At 64.4% G+C, this 14,540-nt stretch carries 14 protein-coding genes; 6 read left to right on the plus strand and 8 right to left on the minus strand.

The genetic code is table 11. The annotated features are described in order from the left end of the window. Window positions 1-16 precede the first annotated feature (16 nt). The 5 genes from rplS to PSELUDRAFT_RS02110 all read right to left on the minus strand — a co-directional run bounded on the left by rplS (window position 17) and on the right by PSELUDRAFT_RS02110 (window position 4,724). The gene (gene rplS, locus PSELUDRAFT_RS02090; RefSeq protein ID WP_088965283.1) at window positions 17-376 is read right to left on the minus strand and encodes a 50S ribosomal protein L19; all 360 of its coding nucleotides are present in this window, start codon (window positions 374-376) and stop codon (window positions 17-19) included. Window position 377: 1 nt separating this feature from the next. Beyond that, complete coding sequence (gene trmD, locus PSELUDRAFT_RS02095; RefSeq protein ID WP_088965284.1) at window positions 378-1,148, minus strand: tRNA (guanosine(37)-N1)-methyltransferase TrmD; 771 nt, start codon at window positions 1,146-1,148, stop codon at window positions 378-380. Further along, window positions 1,148-1,657 (minus strand): ribosome maturation factor RimM, encoded by a 510-nt coding sequence (gene rimM / locus PSELUDRAFT_RS02100; RefSeq protein ID WP_088965285.1) that lies wholly within the window; start codon window positions 1,655-1,657, stop codon window positions 1,148-1,150. Before rimM ends, trmD begins: the two co-directional genes overlap by 1 nt. Window positions 1,658-1,689: 32 nt before the next feature. Beyond that, window positions 1,690-1,938, minus strand: coding sequence for a 30S ribosomal protein S16 (gene rpsP, locus PSELUDRAFT_RS02105; RefSeq protein WP_088965286.1), 249 nt, complete (start codon window positions 1,936-1,938; stop codon window positions 1,690-1,692). A gap of 77 nt (window positions 1,939-2,015) precedes the next feature. Next, window positions 2,016-4,724, minus strand: a complete 2,709-nt coding sequence (locus tag PSELUDRAFT_RS02110) for a bifunctional acetate--CoA ligase family protein/GNAT family N-acetyltransferase (protein ID WP_088965287.1) — start codon at window positions 4,722-4,724, stop codon at window positions 2,016-2,018. Window positions 4,725-4,963: 239 nt separating this feature from the next. On the opposite strand from PSELUDRAFT_RS02110, the gene nadA reads away from it, so the two are divergent. The 5 genes from nadA to rpoS all read left to right on the plus strand — a co-directional run bounded on the left by nadA (window position 4,964) and on the right by rpoS (window position 9,624). Next, the gene (nadA, locus tag PSELUDRAFT_RS02115) at window positions 4,964-5,881 is read left to right on the plus strand and encodes a quinolinate synthase NadA (protein WP_088965288.1); all 918 of its coding nucleotides are present in this window, start codon (window positions 4,964-4,966) and stop codon (window positions 5,879-5,881) included. Between the two features lie 154 nt (window positions 5,882-6,035). Further along, on the plus strand, window positions 6,036-6,776 hold the full coding sequence (surE, locus tag PSELUDRAFT_RS02120) for a 5'/3'-nucleotidase SurE (protein ID WP_088965289.1): 741 nt from the start codon (window positions 6,036-6,038) through the stop codon (window positions 6,774-6,776). Continuing rightward, window positions 6,761-7,432: a protein-L-isoaspartate(D-aspartate) O-methyltransferase gene (locus tag PSELUDRAFT_RS02125; protein WP_088965290.1), complete on the plus strand. Its 672-nt coding sequence runs from the start codon at window positions 6,761-6,763 to the stop codon at window positions 7,430-7,432. The genes surE and PSELUDRAFT_RS02125 overlap by 16 nt, the downstream gene beginning before the upstream one ends. Before the next feature lie 88 nt (window positions 7,433-7,520). Further along, the gene (locus PSELUDRAFT_RS02130; RefSeq protein WP_088965291.1) at window positions 7,521-8,630 is read left to right on the plus strand and encodes a peptidoglycan DD-metalloendopeptidase family protein; all 1,110 of its coding nucleotides are present in this window, start codon (window positions 7,521-7,523) and stop codon (window positions 8,628-8,630) included. Between the two features lie 46 nt (window positions 8,631-8,676). Further along, window positions 8,677-9,624 carry an RNA polymerase sigma factor RpoS gene (rpoS, locus tag PSELUDRAFT_RS02135; RefSeq protein ID WP_088965292.1) on the plus strand — a complete coding sequence of 316 codons (948 nt, stop codon included), beginning with the start codon at window positions 8,677-8,679 and terminating at the stop codon, window positions 9,622-9,624. Window positions 9,625-9,672: 48 nt separating this feature from the next. On the opposite strand, the gene PSELUDRAFT_RS02140 is transcribed toward rpoS, so the two are convergent. Genes PSELUDRAFT_RS02140 through PSELUDRAFT_RS02150 form a run of 3 tightly spaced genes read right to left on the minus strand, consistent with a single transcriptional unit; the run spans window position 9,673 to window position 13,439 of the window. After that, window positions 9,673-11,616 carry a DUF3488 and transglutaminase-like domain-containing protein gene (locus PSELUDRAFT_RS02140; RefSeq protein WP_088965293.1) on the minus strand — a complete coding sequence of 648 codons (1,944 nt, stop codon included), beginning with the start codon at window positions 11,614-11,616 and terminating at the stop codon, window positions 9,673-9,675. Further along, window positions 11,606-12,547 (minus strand): DUF58 domain-containing protein, encoded by a 942-nt coding sequence (locus tag PSELUDRAFT_RS02145; protein WP_157724985.1) that lies wholly within the window; start codon window positions 12,545-12,547, stop codon window positions 11,606-11,608. The genes PSELUDRAFT_RS02140 and PSELUDRAFT_RS02145 overlap by 11 nt, the downstream gene beginning before the upstream one ends. Continuing rightward, window positions 12,531-13,439, minus strand: a complete 909-nt coding sequence (locus PSELUDRAFT_RS02150) for a MoxR family ATPase (RefSeq protein ID WP_088965295.1) — start codon at window positions 13,437-13,439, stop codon at window positions 12,531-12,533. The genes PSELUDRAFT_RS02145 and PSELUDRAFT_RS02150 overlap by 17 nt, the downstream gene beginning before the upstream one ends. A gap of 132 nt (window positions 13,440-13,571) precedes the next feature. On the opposite strand from PSELUDRAFT_RS02150, the gene PSELUDRAFT_RS02155 reads away from it, so the two are divergent. Beyond that, window positions 13,572-14,531 carry a histone deacetylase family protein gene (locus tag PSELUDRAFT_RS02155; protein WP_088965296.1) on the plus strand — a complete coding sequence of 320 codons (960 nt, stop codon included), beginning with the start codon at window positions 13,572-13,574 and terminating at the stop codon, window positions 14,529-14,531. Window positions 14,532-14,540: the final 9 nt, after the last annotated feature.

The following is a 14,540-nucleotide window of genomic DNA, read 5'->3' on the forward strand; positions in this document are numbered from 1 at the left end:
GTCAAACCGTAACGGCTTACTTGCGAACCAGTTTTTCCTTGATACGTGCGGACTTGCCGGTACGACCACGCAGGTAGTACAGCTTGGCACGACGTACGTCACCACGACGCTTAACTTCGATGGAAGCCAGCATCGGGGAGTAAGTCTGGAAAGTACGCTCAACGCCTTCGCCGGAAGACAGCTTGCGCACGATGAAGGAGCTGTTCAGACCGCGGCTACGCTTGGCGATTACCACGCCTTCGTAAGCCTGCAGACGCTCGCGGTTACCTTCCTTTACTTTTACCTGAACGATAACGGTATCGCCCGGTGCGAATTCAGGGATGGTTTTACCCAGACGGGCGATTTCTTCCTGTTCCAGTTGCTGGATCAGATCCATGTTAATGCTCCTTGTTTTTGCCGGAATCTTGTTCCTGCTGGTACTCCGCCAGCAGCCGAGATTCCTGTTTGGTCAATGTGCGCGACGCCAGCAGCTCGGGACGGCGCTCGAAAGTGCGCCCCAGGGACTGCTTCAGCCGCCACTTGGCGATCATGGCGTGGTTGCCGGACATCAGTACATCCGGTACCCGCACGCCACGATATTCTTCCGGCCGGGTGTAGTGCGGGCAATCCAGAAGCCCGTCCACGAACGAGTCTTCATACGCGGACTGCGCGTCGTTCAACACCCCCGGCAGCAGGCGCAGCACGGCATCCATCAACACCATGGCCGGCAATTCGCCGCCGGAGAGGACATAGTCCCCTACCGAGATTTCTTCATCGACTTCGCTGTCGATCAGACGCTCGTCGATACCTTCGTAACGGCCGCACAGCAGGATCAGGCCCGGCCGTTGCGACAGTTCCACCGCCTTGGCGTGGCTGAGCCTGCTGCCCTGCGGCGACAGGTAGACCACGTGGCTGCGGCCAACCCCTTGCGCCGCCTGGCGGGCACGCGCAGCAGCGATGGCCTTTTCAAGCGGTTCCACCAGCATCACCATGCCGGGGCCGCCGCCATAGGGGCGATCGTCCACGGTACGGTAATTGTCGGTGGCGAAGTCGCGCGGATTCCATGCGCCAAACTGCCAGATCGACTGCTCCAGCGCGCGGCGGGTGACACCAAAGCGGGTCAGCGCCTCGAACATCTCCGGAAACAGCGTAATGGCGTCAAGCTGCATCAATAATCCAGACCCCAGTCCACGGTGATGCGTTTTGCGGCCAGATCGACATCGACAATGTAATCCGACACAAAAGGAATCAGCCGCTCTTCGGCGTCACCACGGACAACCAGCACGTCGTTGGCGCCGGTTTCCAGCAGGTTGTGCACCTTGCCCAGCACCACGTTGTCGCGGTTGACCACTTCGAGGCCAAGCAGGTCTACCCAGTAGAACTCGTCGTCCGGCGGGGTCGGCAGGTCGGCACGCGGAATGCCGATCTGCATGCCGCGCATGGCTTCCGCCACGTCGCGGTCAGCGACTCCCTCGAACTTGACCACCAGCGCCTTGGGCTGGACGGCACCGTCTTCGAAGGTGAAGGATTTCCACTCGCCGCTCGGCTGTTTCAACCACCACACCGGGTAGTCGAACAGGCTGTCGGCGTGTTCGGTGTCCGCCTGGATTTTCACCCAGCCACGAACACCAAAGGCGCCGCGGACGAACCCCATTACCACCAGATCTGCGTCACGCATGCGCCTTGCTTCCGTACTGTCCGAACAAAAAATCAGGCAGCTTTGGACTGCTCTTTCAGCAGCTTGGCAACAGCGTCGGACACCTGGGCGCCAACACCGATCCAGTGGTTTACGCGGTCCATGGCCAGACGAACGCGTTCCTGCTTGTCGTTGGCTACGGCGTTGTAGAAGCCCAGACGCTCGATGAAGCGGCCGTCACGACGGTTGCGGGAGTCGGTTACAACTACGTTGTAGAACGGACGGTTCTTGGAACCGCCGCGAGACAGGCGAATAACTACCATTGTCGATTATCCCTAAAAATTCGGATTCGTAGAAAAGCCCCCGATTCTATGGCATTTTTCCCTTACGCTGCAAGTGCTTATTGGGGTGCCTGCGCAGCGGGCTGCTGCCATAGTTGCTTGGTGACGATAGTGAGCGCGCGATCCTCGGGGTGAACCTGCACCACAAAGCCCAGCCGGGTCATCAGTTTGAGCATGCCCTTGTTGCCGGCCAGCACCTCGCCCACCATCACTTTCAGCCCCTGTTCGCGTGCGGCGTCGAACAGCGCGTTCATCAGGATCACGCCGATGCCCTTGCCCTGCCAGTGGTCGGCCACTTCCAGCGCGAACTCGCAGCTTTCGTTGTCCGGGTCGGTGACGTAGCGCGCCACCGCCAGCTGCTCTTCCACACCGTCGGCCTCGCGTATCATCGCCAGCGCCATCTCGCGGTCGTAGTCGAGCTGGGTGAAGCGCACCAGCATGGATTGCGACAGCTGCTTGATGCTGGACATGTAGCGGTTGTAGCGGCTTTCCTCCGACAGGTTGCGCACGAACTCCTGCTGCATGTGCGCGTCCTCCGGCCGCACCGGGCGGATGATCACCGGCGTGCCGTCCTTCAGCATCGAGCAATGCACCATGTGCATCGGGTACGGCATGATGGCCATGTGGCCGTACGGTTTGCCGCGCGCCGCGGCCTCCAGCTGCACGATGATGCGCGCGTCCAGCGCCAGCACGCCCTGCTCGTCCGCCATCAGCGGATTGATATCCATCTCGCGCACTTCCGGCAGCTCGCACACCAGCTCGGACACATGCAGCAGCACGCTCTTGAGCGCTTCCATGTCCACCGCCGGCATGTTCTTGAACGGCCCCAGCACCTTGCCGATGCGCGTCTTGTCTATCATGCGCTCCACCAGGTAATGGTTGACCGGCGGCAGGCTCAGCGCGCGGTCCTGCATCACTTCCACCGCAATGCCGCCGGCGCCGAAGGTGATTACCGGCCCGAACGAGGCATCGTGGGTCACCCCCACCATCAGCTCGCGGGCATTGCGCCGCTTGCGCATCGACTGCACCGAGATGCCCTCGATGCGTGCATCCGGCCGTGCGGCCTGCGCCCGCGCCAGTATCGCGGCGTGCGCCTCGCGCAGGCTGGCTTCATTGGCGATGTTCAGCTCCACCCCGCCCACGTCGGACTTGTAGATGATGTCGGGCGAATCGATCTTCAGCACTACCGGGTAGCCGATGTCTGCGGCCAACCTTGCCGCCTCGTCGGCGTCGCGCGCCAGGCGGGTGGCGTTGACCGGGATATTGAACGCCGCCAGTACCTGCTTGCTTTCGCGCTCGGATAGCACCGCCCGCCCCTGCTGCTGCGCGGCGGCAATCACCGCGCGTGCGCCGGATACGTCCGGCAACACCTGGGCGCCTTCCAGCGGCGCCGGCGTCTGCAGCAGCATCTGCTGGTTGTGGTGGTAGGAGGCCAGGTTGCGGAATACCTCGATGGCGAACTCCGGCGCACGGAAGTGCGCGCACTTGGCCTTGGAAAACAGCTCGCGGCTTTCCGACACCTTGGCGTCGCCCAGCCAGGACAGGAACATCGGCTTGGTGGTTTCGCGCTGCAGGCCCACCATCAGCTGCGCAGTGGTGAGGTGGTCGGTACCGGCCTGCGGGGTGAAGATCACCAGCACGCCGTCGACATTGGGGTCGTCCAGGCAGACTTTCACCGCGGTACGGAAGCGCACCGGGCTGGCATCGCCGATGATGTCCACCGGGTTGCCGTGCGACCAGTTGGCCGGCAGCGCGTCATTCAGCAGCGTCATGGTGGCGTCGGACAGTTTGGCCAGTTCCACGCCATACATATAGGCACTGTCCGCCGCCAGCACGCCGGGGCCGATACCGTTGGTAACAATGGCCAGCCGCCGCCCCTGCACCCGATAGTTGGCCGCAAGCACCTTGGCGGCGGTGAACAGCTGCGCAATGGTGGATACGCGCAGCACACCGGCACGCGACAGCGCGGCGTCGAACACGTCGCCGCTTTCCACCAGGTTGGAGGAATGCGTCAGGCCGGTAACGTCGTCCTCGTAGCGGCCCGACTTCACCACCACCACCGGCTTGGTACGCGCCGCAGCGCGCAGCGCGCTCATGAAACGGCGGGCATCATGCACATGGTGCACATGCAACAGGATGCCCTGGGTGAAGTTGTCGGCCACCAGGTAATCCAGAATCTCGCCGAACTCCACGTCCAGCGCCTCGCCCACCGACACCACGCTGGAAAAACCGATGCCCTTGCTGTCGGCCCAGTCCAGCATCGCCGTGCACAGCGCCGACGACTGCGACACCAGCGCCAGATTGCCGGCGCGCACGCGGCTGTTGTAGTTGCTGGCATTGAAACCGGCCACCGGGCGCATCAGGCCCAGCACATTGGGGCCGAGAATGCGGATGCCGTAGTGTTTGGCAATGGACAGCGCATCGGCCAGCGCGGCGCGCTCCTGCTCTTCGGAATCGGCAAAATCCTTGGCCAGCAGAATGCCCTTCACCCCCTTCTTGCCACAGTCCTTGACGATGGCCGGCAGGCTGCGCAGCGCGGTGGTCACCACCGCCATGTCCACCGGGCCCTCGATCAGCTTCACCGACGGCTGCGCCGGAATGCCGCCCACCACCTTGTGGTTCAGGTTCACCGGGTACAGCTTGCCCTGGAAGTTGCCGGCCAGCAGATTGGCAAACACCGCCTGCCCCACCGAACCCGGCGTGTCGCTGGCGCCGATCACGGCGACATTGCGAGGGGAGAACAGCGGGGAAAGATAATGCGGTTTCATGGTGTAGGTTCCAAGAATTGAAGTGCGGCGGCAGCCTTGCGGCCAACGTGGCAGGCCGTGCGCCAGGCAAGCCTGCCAGCCTGGCCGGACAGCCGCTTGCCAACGGCATCAAGCGAAACTAGCCAGTAGCGCCAGCTGTCTATTATTGCTAATCTTCCCGGTTTGGCGGCACAAGAATGTTGCGCCGCATCAAACGATAACCCCGATTGTAGAGGCCCGTCCTCACGGGAGCAGCACACATGAGCAAACGCGTCGTTACCCTCGCCCACTACTACACCCAGCCGGAAATCCAGCAAATGGCCGACAAGGTCGGCGATAGTCTGGAACTGTCCCTGTTCGCCCGTGAATCCAACGCCGACATCATCGTGTTCGCCGGCGTGCGCTTCATGGCGGAAACCGCCAAGATCCTCAACCCGCAGGCGGAAGTGATCCTGCCGGACGCCGGTTCCACCTGTTCGCTGGTCACCCAGACCGACGTTGCGGCACTGCAACAGTGGCGGGAAAGCTACCCGGACCACGTGCATGTGTCTTATATCAACTCCTCCGCCGCGCACAAGGCCATCTCCGACTGGATCGTCACCAGCCGCAACGTGGACGACATCATTGCCGACCTGTACCAGCAGGGCAAACAGGTGATCTTCTCGCCGGACCGCAATATGGGCGCCTACCTCAACTACCAGTACGGCTACGACATGCCGCTGTGGTCGGCGGTGTGCGAGGTGCACGACAAGTTCAACGAAGCGGCGCTGGACGAAGCCCTGGGCGCCACGGCCACCCCGGCGCACCTGATCGCCCACCCGGAAAGCCCGCTGCCGGTACTCAAGCGCGCCGAATACGTCGGCTCCACCTCCGGCATGCTCAACTGGGTGAAAGCCTACAGCGGCGATGTGGCAGACGTGATCTTCGTCGCTACCGAAGACGGCATCCTGTACAACATGCGCCTGGCGCGCCCGGACCTGGACATCCGCCAGGCGCCGATCTACGCCGGCTGCCAGTGTAACTCCTGTCCGTACATGAAGATGAACACCATCGAGGCGGTGAAGCGCGCGCAACAGGGCATCGGTACCCGTATCGACTACCTGAGCGAAGCGGAAATGGATGCCGCCCGCCTGCCGATCGAACGCATGCTGGAGTTCAGCCAGCGCTACTACCGCTAAGCGCGGCAGCCGCAATCGCCAGCACCGTAAACCGCCAGAAAGCGGCTTGCGGCCAACAGCCCGCCACCCGGCGGGCTGTTTTGCATTCGGCGCAAGGTTTTCGATACAGCCGGAGATGGATACAATCAGGCCATCTGAATGGAACGGCGCGACAATGAGAATCCTGATCAGCAACGACGACGGTTATTTCGCCCCCGGTCTGGCCGCCCTGGCCAGCAGCTTGAGCCAATTTGCCGATGTCGTGGTTGTCGCGCCCGAGCGTGACCGCAGCGGGGCCAGCAACTCGCTGACCCTGGACCGCCCGCTATCGGTGAAAAAGGCCGCCAACGGCTTCTACTACGTCAACGGCACGCCAACCGACTGCGTGCACGTGGCGGTTACCGGCTTCCTGGAGCAACGCCCCGACCTGGTGGTTTCCGGCATCAACCACGGCCCCAATATGGGCGAGGACACGCTGTACTCCGGCACCGTGGCCGCCGCCACCGAAGGCTTCCTGCTGGGCATACCGGCCATCGCCTTCTCGCTGGCCGGCCGCAACAATCACTTCGACAGCGCCGCCAGGGTGGCCAGCGAACTGGTGCAGCGCTATATCGCCAGGCCATTTGCCAGCCCGATGCTGCTGAACGTCAACATACCGGACGTACCCTCCGCCGAGCTTGGCGCTTGCGAAGTCACCCGCTTGGGCCGCCGCCACATGGCCGAGCCGGTGATACGCGCGCAGAACCCGCGCGGCGATACCGTGTACTGGGTAGGGCCGGTGGGGCCGGAGCAGGATGCCGGCGCAGGTACCGACTTCAATGCCATCCGTCGCAAGCAGGTATCGATCACGCCGCTGATGATCGACCTGACCGCCCGCGATCAACAGGATGTAATCAAGACATGGCTCAATCCCTAGTCGCCGGCAACAACTACGGCATGCTGTCGGATCGCACCCGCATGCGCATGGTGGAACGCCTGCGCCAGCAGGGCATCAAGGACGAGCGCGTGCTGACCGCCATGTTCGAGGTACCGCGCCACCTGTTCATCGACCAGGCGCTGGCCACCCGCGCCTACGACGACGTATCGCTGCCAATCGGCCAGGGGCAGACCATCTCGCAGCCGCTGACCGTGGCGCGCATGACGGAAAAACTGCTGGAAGGACGCGCCAGCGCCGGCAAGGTGCTGGAGGTCGGTACCGGCTGCGGCTATCAGACAGCTGTTCTATTGAAAGCCGGCGCGCAGGTATTCTCCATTGAACGTCTGGCCGGCATTCTGGACAAAGCCAGACAGAACCTGCGCAATGCCAAGCTGGTACATGCCCGGCTGGTGCATGGCGACGGCCATCTGGGATTGCCCGATATTGCCCCTTTTGATGGCATTATCATTACCGCTGCCGCGCGCCAGGTTCCCCAGGCGCTGCTGGACCAGCTGGCCGATGGCGGCAGGTTGATCCTGCCGGTAGGCGATCAGCAGGAACAGCATCTGTGGCTGTACGAAAAATCAGCCGAAGGCATCCGCAAAACCAAGCTGGAAGCGGCCAAGTTCGTTCCCCTGCTGCCCGGCAAGCAGTGATGCAAGGCAAAAACGCAACAAATCTTTCTTATCGCCATGGGTAGACAATTTACTTTGTGTCCGCTACTGGCATATAAAACGTAAACCAATGCAAAACTATTCGCGACGTAACCCGGTCTATCGCTTTAGTCCGTTGCTTGGCGTCCTGCTGCTAAGCGCCTGCGCCCAGTTCCAGCAGGACACCCCGGCACAAATCGTGCGTGGCACCCCTTCGGTACTGGGTGGCTACGGCAACAGCAGCCAGAACGCTGGCACACCGGCCAAAACCGGCACTGCGGCCCCGGCCGGCAACAACAAGGTAACGACGCAAGCGATTGCCATTGGCAACGGCCCGCAAGCCAGACCGGTTGCAGGCGGAAACACCAGCCACACGGTTCAGCCGGGTGAAACCCTGTACCGCGTCGCCGTCAACAACGGCCTGCGCTACCAGGACCTGGCAGAGTGGAATCATTTGGACGGCTACACCATCAAGGTGGGGCAGGTATTGCGCCTGACTCCGCCTGGTACTGCCAGCGCTCCCTTGAGCGGGCAGAGCGTGAAGCCAGTCGAAAGCAAACCGGCCAACGGGCAAGCGCCGGTTGATGCCCAGGCACCGTCCGGTGCCGAGGCAGCGGTAAACAGGGCAGACAGCAAGCGCTATCCCAAAGCCTTGAAACTGCCCTACTCGGAAGAGGCCAGCAAGAGTCTCCCGGCCCTGAGTGAAGGTAATGGCAAGACTGCAAGCCCGCCCCAGGCGAGCGCGCCGGCAACTGCCAAGGCAACACCGAAGGCAGAAGCATCCGCCCCAGTCACCCCCGCGCCCGGCGCGGCGGACGACAAGGCGAAAACGGCGGGCCCGGTATGGGGATGGCCAACCCAAGGCAGCGTGATCAGGGGTTTCTCTGATCAGAACAAAGGCATCGACATCGGCGGCAGGACGGGGCAACCCGTAGTGGCAGCGGCCGATGGCAAAGTGGTGTACAGCGGCAACGGTCTGCGTGGTTACGGCAAGCTCATCATCCTGCGCCATGACAAGACCTACCTCTCCGCCTATGCCCACAACAGCCAGTTGCTGGTGAAGGAAGGCCAGTCCGTAAAGAAAGGGCAGAAGATTGCCGAAATGGGTAATACCGACACGGATCAGGTAAAGCTGCATTTCGAGATCCGTCAACTCGGCAAACCCGTGGACCCGAGCAAATTCCTGGAACAGCGCCCATGACGGCCTAAGCCCCGTCTTGGGCCCTAACGCAAGCGGGGGGAATATCATGAGTGACGAACTGGACCTGCTGGAAGAAGTACTGGACGAAGAAGCCGAAGCCGAGACCGAACTGCAGGCGGAGGCCGAAGAGGCTGAAGAAAGCGCCAGCAGCAAGGAATACGAGGAGATCGCCGACGTTACCCAGATCTACCTCAACGACATCGGCAGCAATGCGCTGCTGACGCCCAGCCAGGAAGTGGAACTGGCCCGTCGCGTGGTACAGGGCGACTTCACCGCCCGCCAGAAGATGATCGAACACAACCTGCGCCTGGTTGTGAACATCGCCAAGCACTACATCAACCGCGGCCTGGCCCTGCTCGACCTGATCGAGGAAGGCAATATCGGCCTGATGCACGCCCTGGAGAAGTTCGATCCGGAGCGCGGCTTCCGCTTTTCCACCTACGCCACCTGGTGGATCCGCCAAAGCATCGAGCGCGCCATCATGAACCAGTCGCGCACCATCCGCCTGCCGGTGCACGTCATCAAGGAGCTCAACGTCTACCTGCGCGCCTCGCGCCACCTGGAAAGCCAGATGGGCCGCGAACCCACGGTGGAAGACATCGCCCACCTCACCGGCAAGCCGGTGGAGGAAGTGCGCAGGGTGCTGAACCTGAACGAGCGCATGGCCTCGCTGGATGCGCCACTGGACATCGACCCGATGCTGTCCATCGGCGAATCGATCCCGGACGAGCAGCACGAAGAGCCGGACATCCAGCTGCACAATGCGCAGATCGAGCACTTTGTGCACGAATGGCTGGCACAACTCACCGACAAACAGCGCATGGTGATCGAGCGCCGATACGGCCTAAACGGCCACGAGGTGTGCACGCTGGAAGAACTGGCCTCGGCGCTGAGCCTGACCCGCGAGCGGGTACGCCAGATCCAGATCGAAGGCCTGGAGCACCTGCGCCGCATCCTGCGCCGCCGCGGGGTGACCAAGGACTTCCTGATCTGAGTCTCCGATAACACCCACCAACCGCCGGCCCTGCCGGCGGTTTTGTTTTCAGGGCTGCCGCCGCGGATGAAAACGCCGCAATAGCAGCCGCCATTGCCGCGCCGCCTCATCCTGCCCTGCCGGCGCATACTGCCAGCGCTGCCACTGTGCCAGCAGCAGCTGCAGCTGCCGGTAATCCGCTGCGGCCAACCCTTGCGCCTTCTGCAGCAGCTGGCTGGCGGTATCGCTGTCCGCCGCCCTTACCCCGGCCCGGCGCAAGCGCCGCAGCAGCTGCTGCCAGCCGGCCTGCCCCGGCGATGATGCCCGCCGCGGGCGCCACAGCAGCCAGCCGGCCAGCGGCAACAGCACCAGCAGCATGCCGCCGGCAAACACCAGCATCACCGAGCCCACCGATACATCCGCCAACCCCAGCTGCTGGAACAGGCTGCGCTGGCGTTCGGCGTCGTAACCCACCACCCAGCGCTGCCAGCCAAAGTTGGCCGCCTGCCACTGCTGCCCCAGCCAGCGCGCCCAGCCCGGCGGCCGGCCACCCAGCACCGGCATGGCGGCGGCCGCCGCCGGCAGCGCCTGCTCAATGCCCAGCGCGCTGCGCTGCGGCGCCACCAGCGCGGTGGGGTCCACCCGCTGCCAACGTCCGGCCAGCCATACCTCGCTCCAGGCATGCGCATCGGAGGAACGCACCAGCCAGAAATTGCTGCCGGCGTTGTACTCGCCGCCCTGGAAACCCACCACCACCCGCGCCGGCAGGCCGGCGGCACGCGCCAGCACGGTAAAGGCGGAAGAAAAGTGCTCGCAGAAACCCTGATGGCTGCCGAACAGGAAACCATCCACGCTGTCGTCCTGCAGCACCGGCGGAGTCAGCGTGTAGCGCAGCCCCTGCGCCTGCAGCCAGCGCTGCAGCGCCAGCAAGCGCCTCTCCTGCTCAGGGTACAGCTGGGCCAGCTGTCGCCCTGCGGCCAACGTTTGCGGGTTGCCGGCCGGCAAACGGGTATAGAACTGCTGCAAGCGCGGCGACAGCGCCTCCAGGTAGTAATCGCTGGCATAGCTGCTGGCGCGGTAGCGCAGCCGGCTGTTGTTGTTCTCGTCGTTGCGACGCAGCCGCTGCTGCGACACCAGCCGCACGCCCTCGCCCACTTCGCTTACCTGCTCCAGCTGCGGCAGCAGGCCGCGGTACGGCTCGGCCACCACGTCGTAACGCAGCGGCGGCTGCGCCGCCGGCAACTGGCTGCTGCCGCTATAGGGCAGGAAGCCGGCACTCCAGGTGCCGCCATCGAACTGATCGAACACCATCACCCGCCAGTACAGCTCGGCCGGGCGCGGCTGACGCCCGAAGAACTGCGCAGTAAACGCCGGTTCGCGCGAGGGAATCATGCGGCCAACGCTGCCGGGGCTCATGCTGTCGGCCAGCCCGGTGGTGGCACGCTGGTCCTGGGCCGGCATGCTCCACAGCGGCCCAGGCAGCCGCGGCATGGCCACGAACAGCACCAGCATCAGCGGGAACGACAGCAGCAGCGTCCGCGCCGCCAGCCGCGGGCTGATGCGCGCCTCCTCGCCGGCCAGCAGCACCATCGCCCAGCTCAGCAGGAACAGGCTGAATACCAGCCAGGCCGCCGCCAGCGGCCCCTGCTCGAACAACAGCGGCGTGGAGGCCAGGAAGAAACAGAGCGCCAGCAGCACGCGCCAGTCGCGCAGATTGCGCGTTTCCAGCGCCTTGCCGGCCAGCAACAGCAACAGAAAGGCCACGCCGCCCTCGCGACCAACCAGGGTGCGCAAGCTGAACCACAGGAACAATACCGAGCCCAGCACCAGCGGCAGCAGCAGCCAGCGCGACGGCAGCGGCCGCTGCTGCCACAGCAGCAAGGCGCACCAGGCCAGCAGCACGCTACACAGCGGCAGTACCCAGAACGGCAGCCACAGCCCCAGCGGCAGTGCGGTCAGCCACAGCGCCGCCAGTACCGTCAGGCCGGCGCGGCGCAGGTCGTCAGCTGGCATCGCGCACTCCGAAGCCGGCCAGTGCCAGCAGCCCGGGGCGGATGTCGCCCTCCAGCAGCAGTTGCTGCTGCGGCAGGTTCAGCTGTACCGCCTCGCCGTCCTGCTGTGCCTGCAGCAGCCGCCAGCACAGCCGCGACAGCCGCTCTTCCTGCGCCATCTGCGCCGGGTAGTCGAACCAGTCGAGCACGCGCTGCCGCCCCACCGGCTCGTAAGCGGCAAAATCGCGCGCCGCCAGGGTCTGGTTACGGGCGAACACGCGCCAGGCGATGCGATGCATGCCCCGCTCCGGCTGCCAGGCGATGAGGCCGGCAAACTCGTCGCCATCGAGCCGTCGCCACTGGCTGTCCTCGTCGCCACCGCCTTGCACCTGCGGGCGCTCATCCTGCAGCGGCCGCGGGTACACCCAGGCCGCGGCAGCCAGCCGCACCGGCGCGAAGGCGCGCATCAGCCCCAGCGGCGCCTCCGACCACACCCGCAGCGGCGGCATCGCCAGTTGGCCGCGCGCCGTGTCCGGCCAGGACAGGCAGGCACTGCCATCTTCCTGCCAGCGCTCGGCTGCCTCGCCGTTGTGCCAGCCAAGATGCAGCCGCCCGCGCTCCGCCCCCGGCCAGACCAGGCGCACCACGAAATCAGCCGGCTCGCCGGCAAACACCGCCGCCACCGACTCGGCGCGCAGCGCCAGGCCAGCCAGCTGCCGGTAGGCCAGGAACACCGACAGCAACACCAGCGCCACGATCCAGAAAGACAGTACATAAGCCAGGCTGACGGCGTAGTTGAGTGCGCCCACCCACACCAGCAAGGCCACCAGCAGCAGCAGCAGGCCGAACGGCGTGGGCAACAGGTAGATGCGGTTCTGGGTCAGGGTGACCAGCGGCGCACGCGGTGCGCGCCGTGCCATCCATGACTCCAGCGCCTTACGCCAGCGCGACATGATCCAGCAGCCGCAGGGCCAGCGCGGCGCTGTTGCTGCCGGGCAGGCGCGGGGTCAGCCGGTGTGCCACCACCGCCACGAACACCGCCTTGATGTCCTCCGGCAGCACGTGGTCGCGCTCCTCCAGCAAGGCCCAGGCCTTGGCTGCGGCCAACAGTCCCAGCCCGGCACGCGGGCTGAGGCCGTGCACGAACTGCTCGTTCTGCCGCGTGGCCTGCAGCAGCGCCAGCACATAGCCGGCCAGCGCTGGCGACACGTGCTGCGCCGCCACCTGGCGCTGCAGCGCCAGCAGCTGTTCCGGCGTCAGTGCCGGCTGCAGCTTGGGCAGCAGCTGGCGGCGGTCGCCATCCTGCAGCAGCTTGAGTTCGGCATCCGCCGGCGGGTAGCCCAGCGAAATGCGCATCAGGAAGCGATCCAGCTGCGATTCCGGCAGCGGAAAGGTGCCCTGCTGGCCAAACGGGTTCTGGGTGGCGATGACGAAGAATGGCGCCGGCAGCGTGTGGGTGGTGCCATCCACCGACACCTGGCGCTCCTCCATCGCTTCCAGCAGCGCCGACTGCACCTTGGGCGAAGCGCGGTTGATCTCGTCGGCCAGCAGCAGCTGGGAAAACACCGGGCCGGGGCGGAATTCGAAGCGTGCCTCCGCCGGCAGGAACACGCTGCTGCCCAGCACATCGGCCGGCAGCAGGTCGCTGGTGAACTGCACGCGGCGATAGCTCAGGCCCAGTACCGCCGCCAGGCTGTGTGCCAGCGTGGTCTTGCCCACGCCGGGTACGTCTTCGATAAGCAGATGACCACCGGCCAGCAGGCAGGCCAATGCCAGCCGTGTAGCCTGCGGTTTGCCCAGTATCAACGCGTTAAGTTGACGATTCGCAAAAGTGACCGATTGCATTTGCCCCCGCTTGCGCGCAGTATTATTTATTAAAAAAACATATCCAGATTATCCCTACAAAGCAATAGAGCCGGCCGTCTGCAAGCTGCAGCACTCACGTGACAACCCCGCGCCGGAAACAAGGAAACGCTCGTGTTGACCTGGCTGAAATCCCATCTGCCCGGCGGTGGACTGACCGCCTTCATCTCGCACTCCAGTTGCCTGCAGCACAATATGGGTGTCGGCCACCCGGAATGCCCGGAACGCCTGGTGGCGATCCGCGACCAGCTCAAGGCCTCGCAAATCTTTGATAGCCTCAATGAGGTGGAAGCGCCAGAGGTCAGTGAACAGCAACTGGCGCGCGTGCATCCGCCACACTATGTGGAATACATCGAATCCTGCGCCCCGTCGGTGGGCACCTTCCGCGTCGACCCGGATACCGCGATGAACCCCGGCACCCTGCCCGCCGCGCTGCATGCCGCCGGTGCGGTCGTGCGAGCGGTGGATATGGTGATGGCCGGCGAGGCGCCGAATGCCTTCTGCGCCATCCGCCCGCCCGGCCACCATGCCGAAAGCGCCAGGGCCATGGGCTTCTGCTTCTTCAACAATATCGCCGTCGGCGTGGCGCACGCGCTGTCGCAGCACCGGCTGGAACGCGTGGCCATCATCGACTTCGACGTGCACCACGGCAACGGCACCGAGGAAATCTTCAAGGACGACCCGCGCGTGCTGATGGTGTCCACCTTCCAGCACCCGTTCTATCCCTACTGCGGCGATGTACCGCTGGGTGACAATATGCTCAACGTGCCGCTAAAGGCCGGCAGCAGCGGCCGCGAGTTCCGCGAAGCGGTGGAATACCAGTGGCTGCCGCGGCTGCACGAGTTCCAGCCGCAGATGATCTTCATATCCGCCGGCTTCGATGCCCACCGCGAGGACGATATGGGTTCGCTGGGGCTGGTGGAAGCCGACTACGAGTGGGTAACCCGCCAGCTGATGCTGGTAGCCGCCCAGCACTGCCAGGGTCGCATCGTGTCGGCACTGGAAGGCGGTTACGACCTGTCGGCGCTGGCACGCAGCGTTACTGCGCATGTGAAGGTGCTGTCGGACGGCTAGTCCCGCGGC

The organism is Vogesella sp. LIG4 (assembly GCF_900090205.1).
In the GTDB taxonomy this organism is placed as follows: Bacteria; Pseudomonadota; Gammaproteobacteria; order Burkholderiales; family Chromobacteriaceae; genus Vogesella.

Excerpts from the sequence above, each read along its gene's own strand:
- rplS (WP_088965283.1), bottom strand. The coding sequence starts at position 376 with ATGGATCTGATCCAGCAACTGGAACAGGAAGAAATCGCCCGTCTGGGT.
- trmD (WP_088965284.1), bottom strand. The coding sequence starts at position 1,148 with ATGCAGCTTGACGCCATTACGCTGTTTCCGGAGATGTTCGAGGCGCTG.
- rimM (WP_088965285.1), bottom strand. The coding sequence starts at position 1,657 with ATGCGTGACGCAGATCTGGTGGTAATGGGGTTCGTCCGCGGCGCCTTT.
- rpsP (WP_088965286.1), bottom strand. The coding sequence starts at position 1,938 with ATGGTAGTTATTCGCCTGTCTCGCGGCGGTTCCAAGAACCGTCCGTTC.
- PSELUDRAFT_RS02110 (WP_088965287.1), bottom strand. The coding sequence starts at position 4,724 with ATGAAACCGCATTATCTTTCCCCGCTGTTCTCCCCTCGCAATGTCGCC.
- nadA (WP_088965288.1), top strand. The coding sequence starts at position 4,964 with ATGAGCAAACGCGTCGTTACCCTCGCCCACTACTACACCCAGCCGGAA.
- surE (WP_088965289.1), top strand. The coding sequence starts at position 6,036 with ATGAGAATCCTGATCAGCAACGACGACGGTTATTTCGCCCCCGGTCTG.
- PSELUDRAFT_RS02125 (WP_088965290.1), top strand. The coding sequence starts at position 6,761 with ATGGCTCAATCCCTAGTCGCCGGCAACAACTACGGCATGCTGTCGGAT.
- PSELUDRAFT_RS02130 (WP_088965291.1), top strand. The coding sequence starts at position 7,521 with ATGCAAAACTATTCGCGACGTAACCCGGTCTATCGCTTTAGTCCGTTG.
- rpoS (WP_088965292.1), top strand. The coding sequence starts at position 8,677 with ATGAGTGACGAACTGGACCTGCTGGAAGAAGTACTGGACGAAGAAGCC.
- PSELUDRAFT_RS02140 (WP_088965293.1), bottom strand. The coding sequence starts at position 11,616 with ATGCCAGCTGACGACCTGCGCCGCGCCGGCCTGACGGTACTGGCGGCG.
- PSELUDRAFT_RS02145 (WP_157724985.1), bottom strand. The coding sequence starts at position 12,547 with ATGTCGCGCTGGCGTAAGGCGCTGGAGTCATGGATGGCACGGCGCGCA.
- PSELUDRAFT_RS02150 (WP_088965295.1), bottom strand. The coding sequence starts at position 13,439 with ATGCAATCGGTCACTTTTGCGAATCGTCAACTTAACGCGTTGATACTG.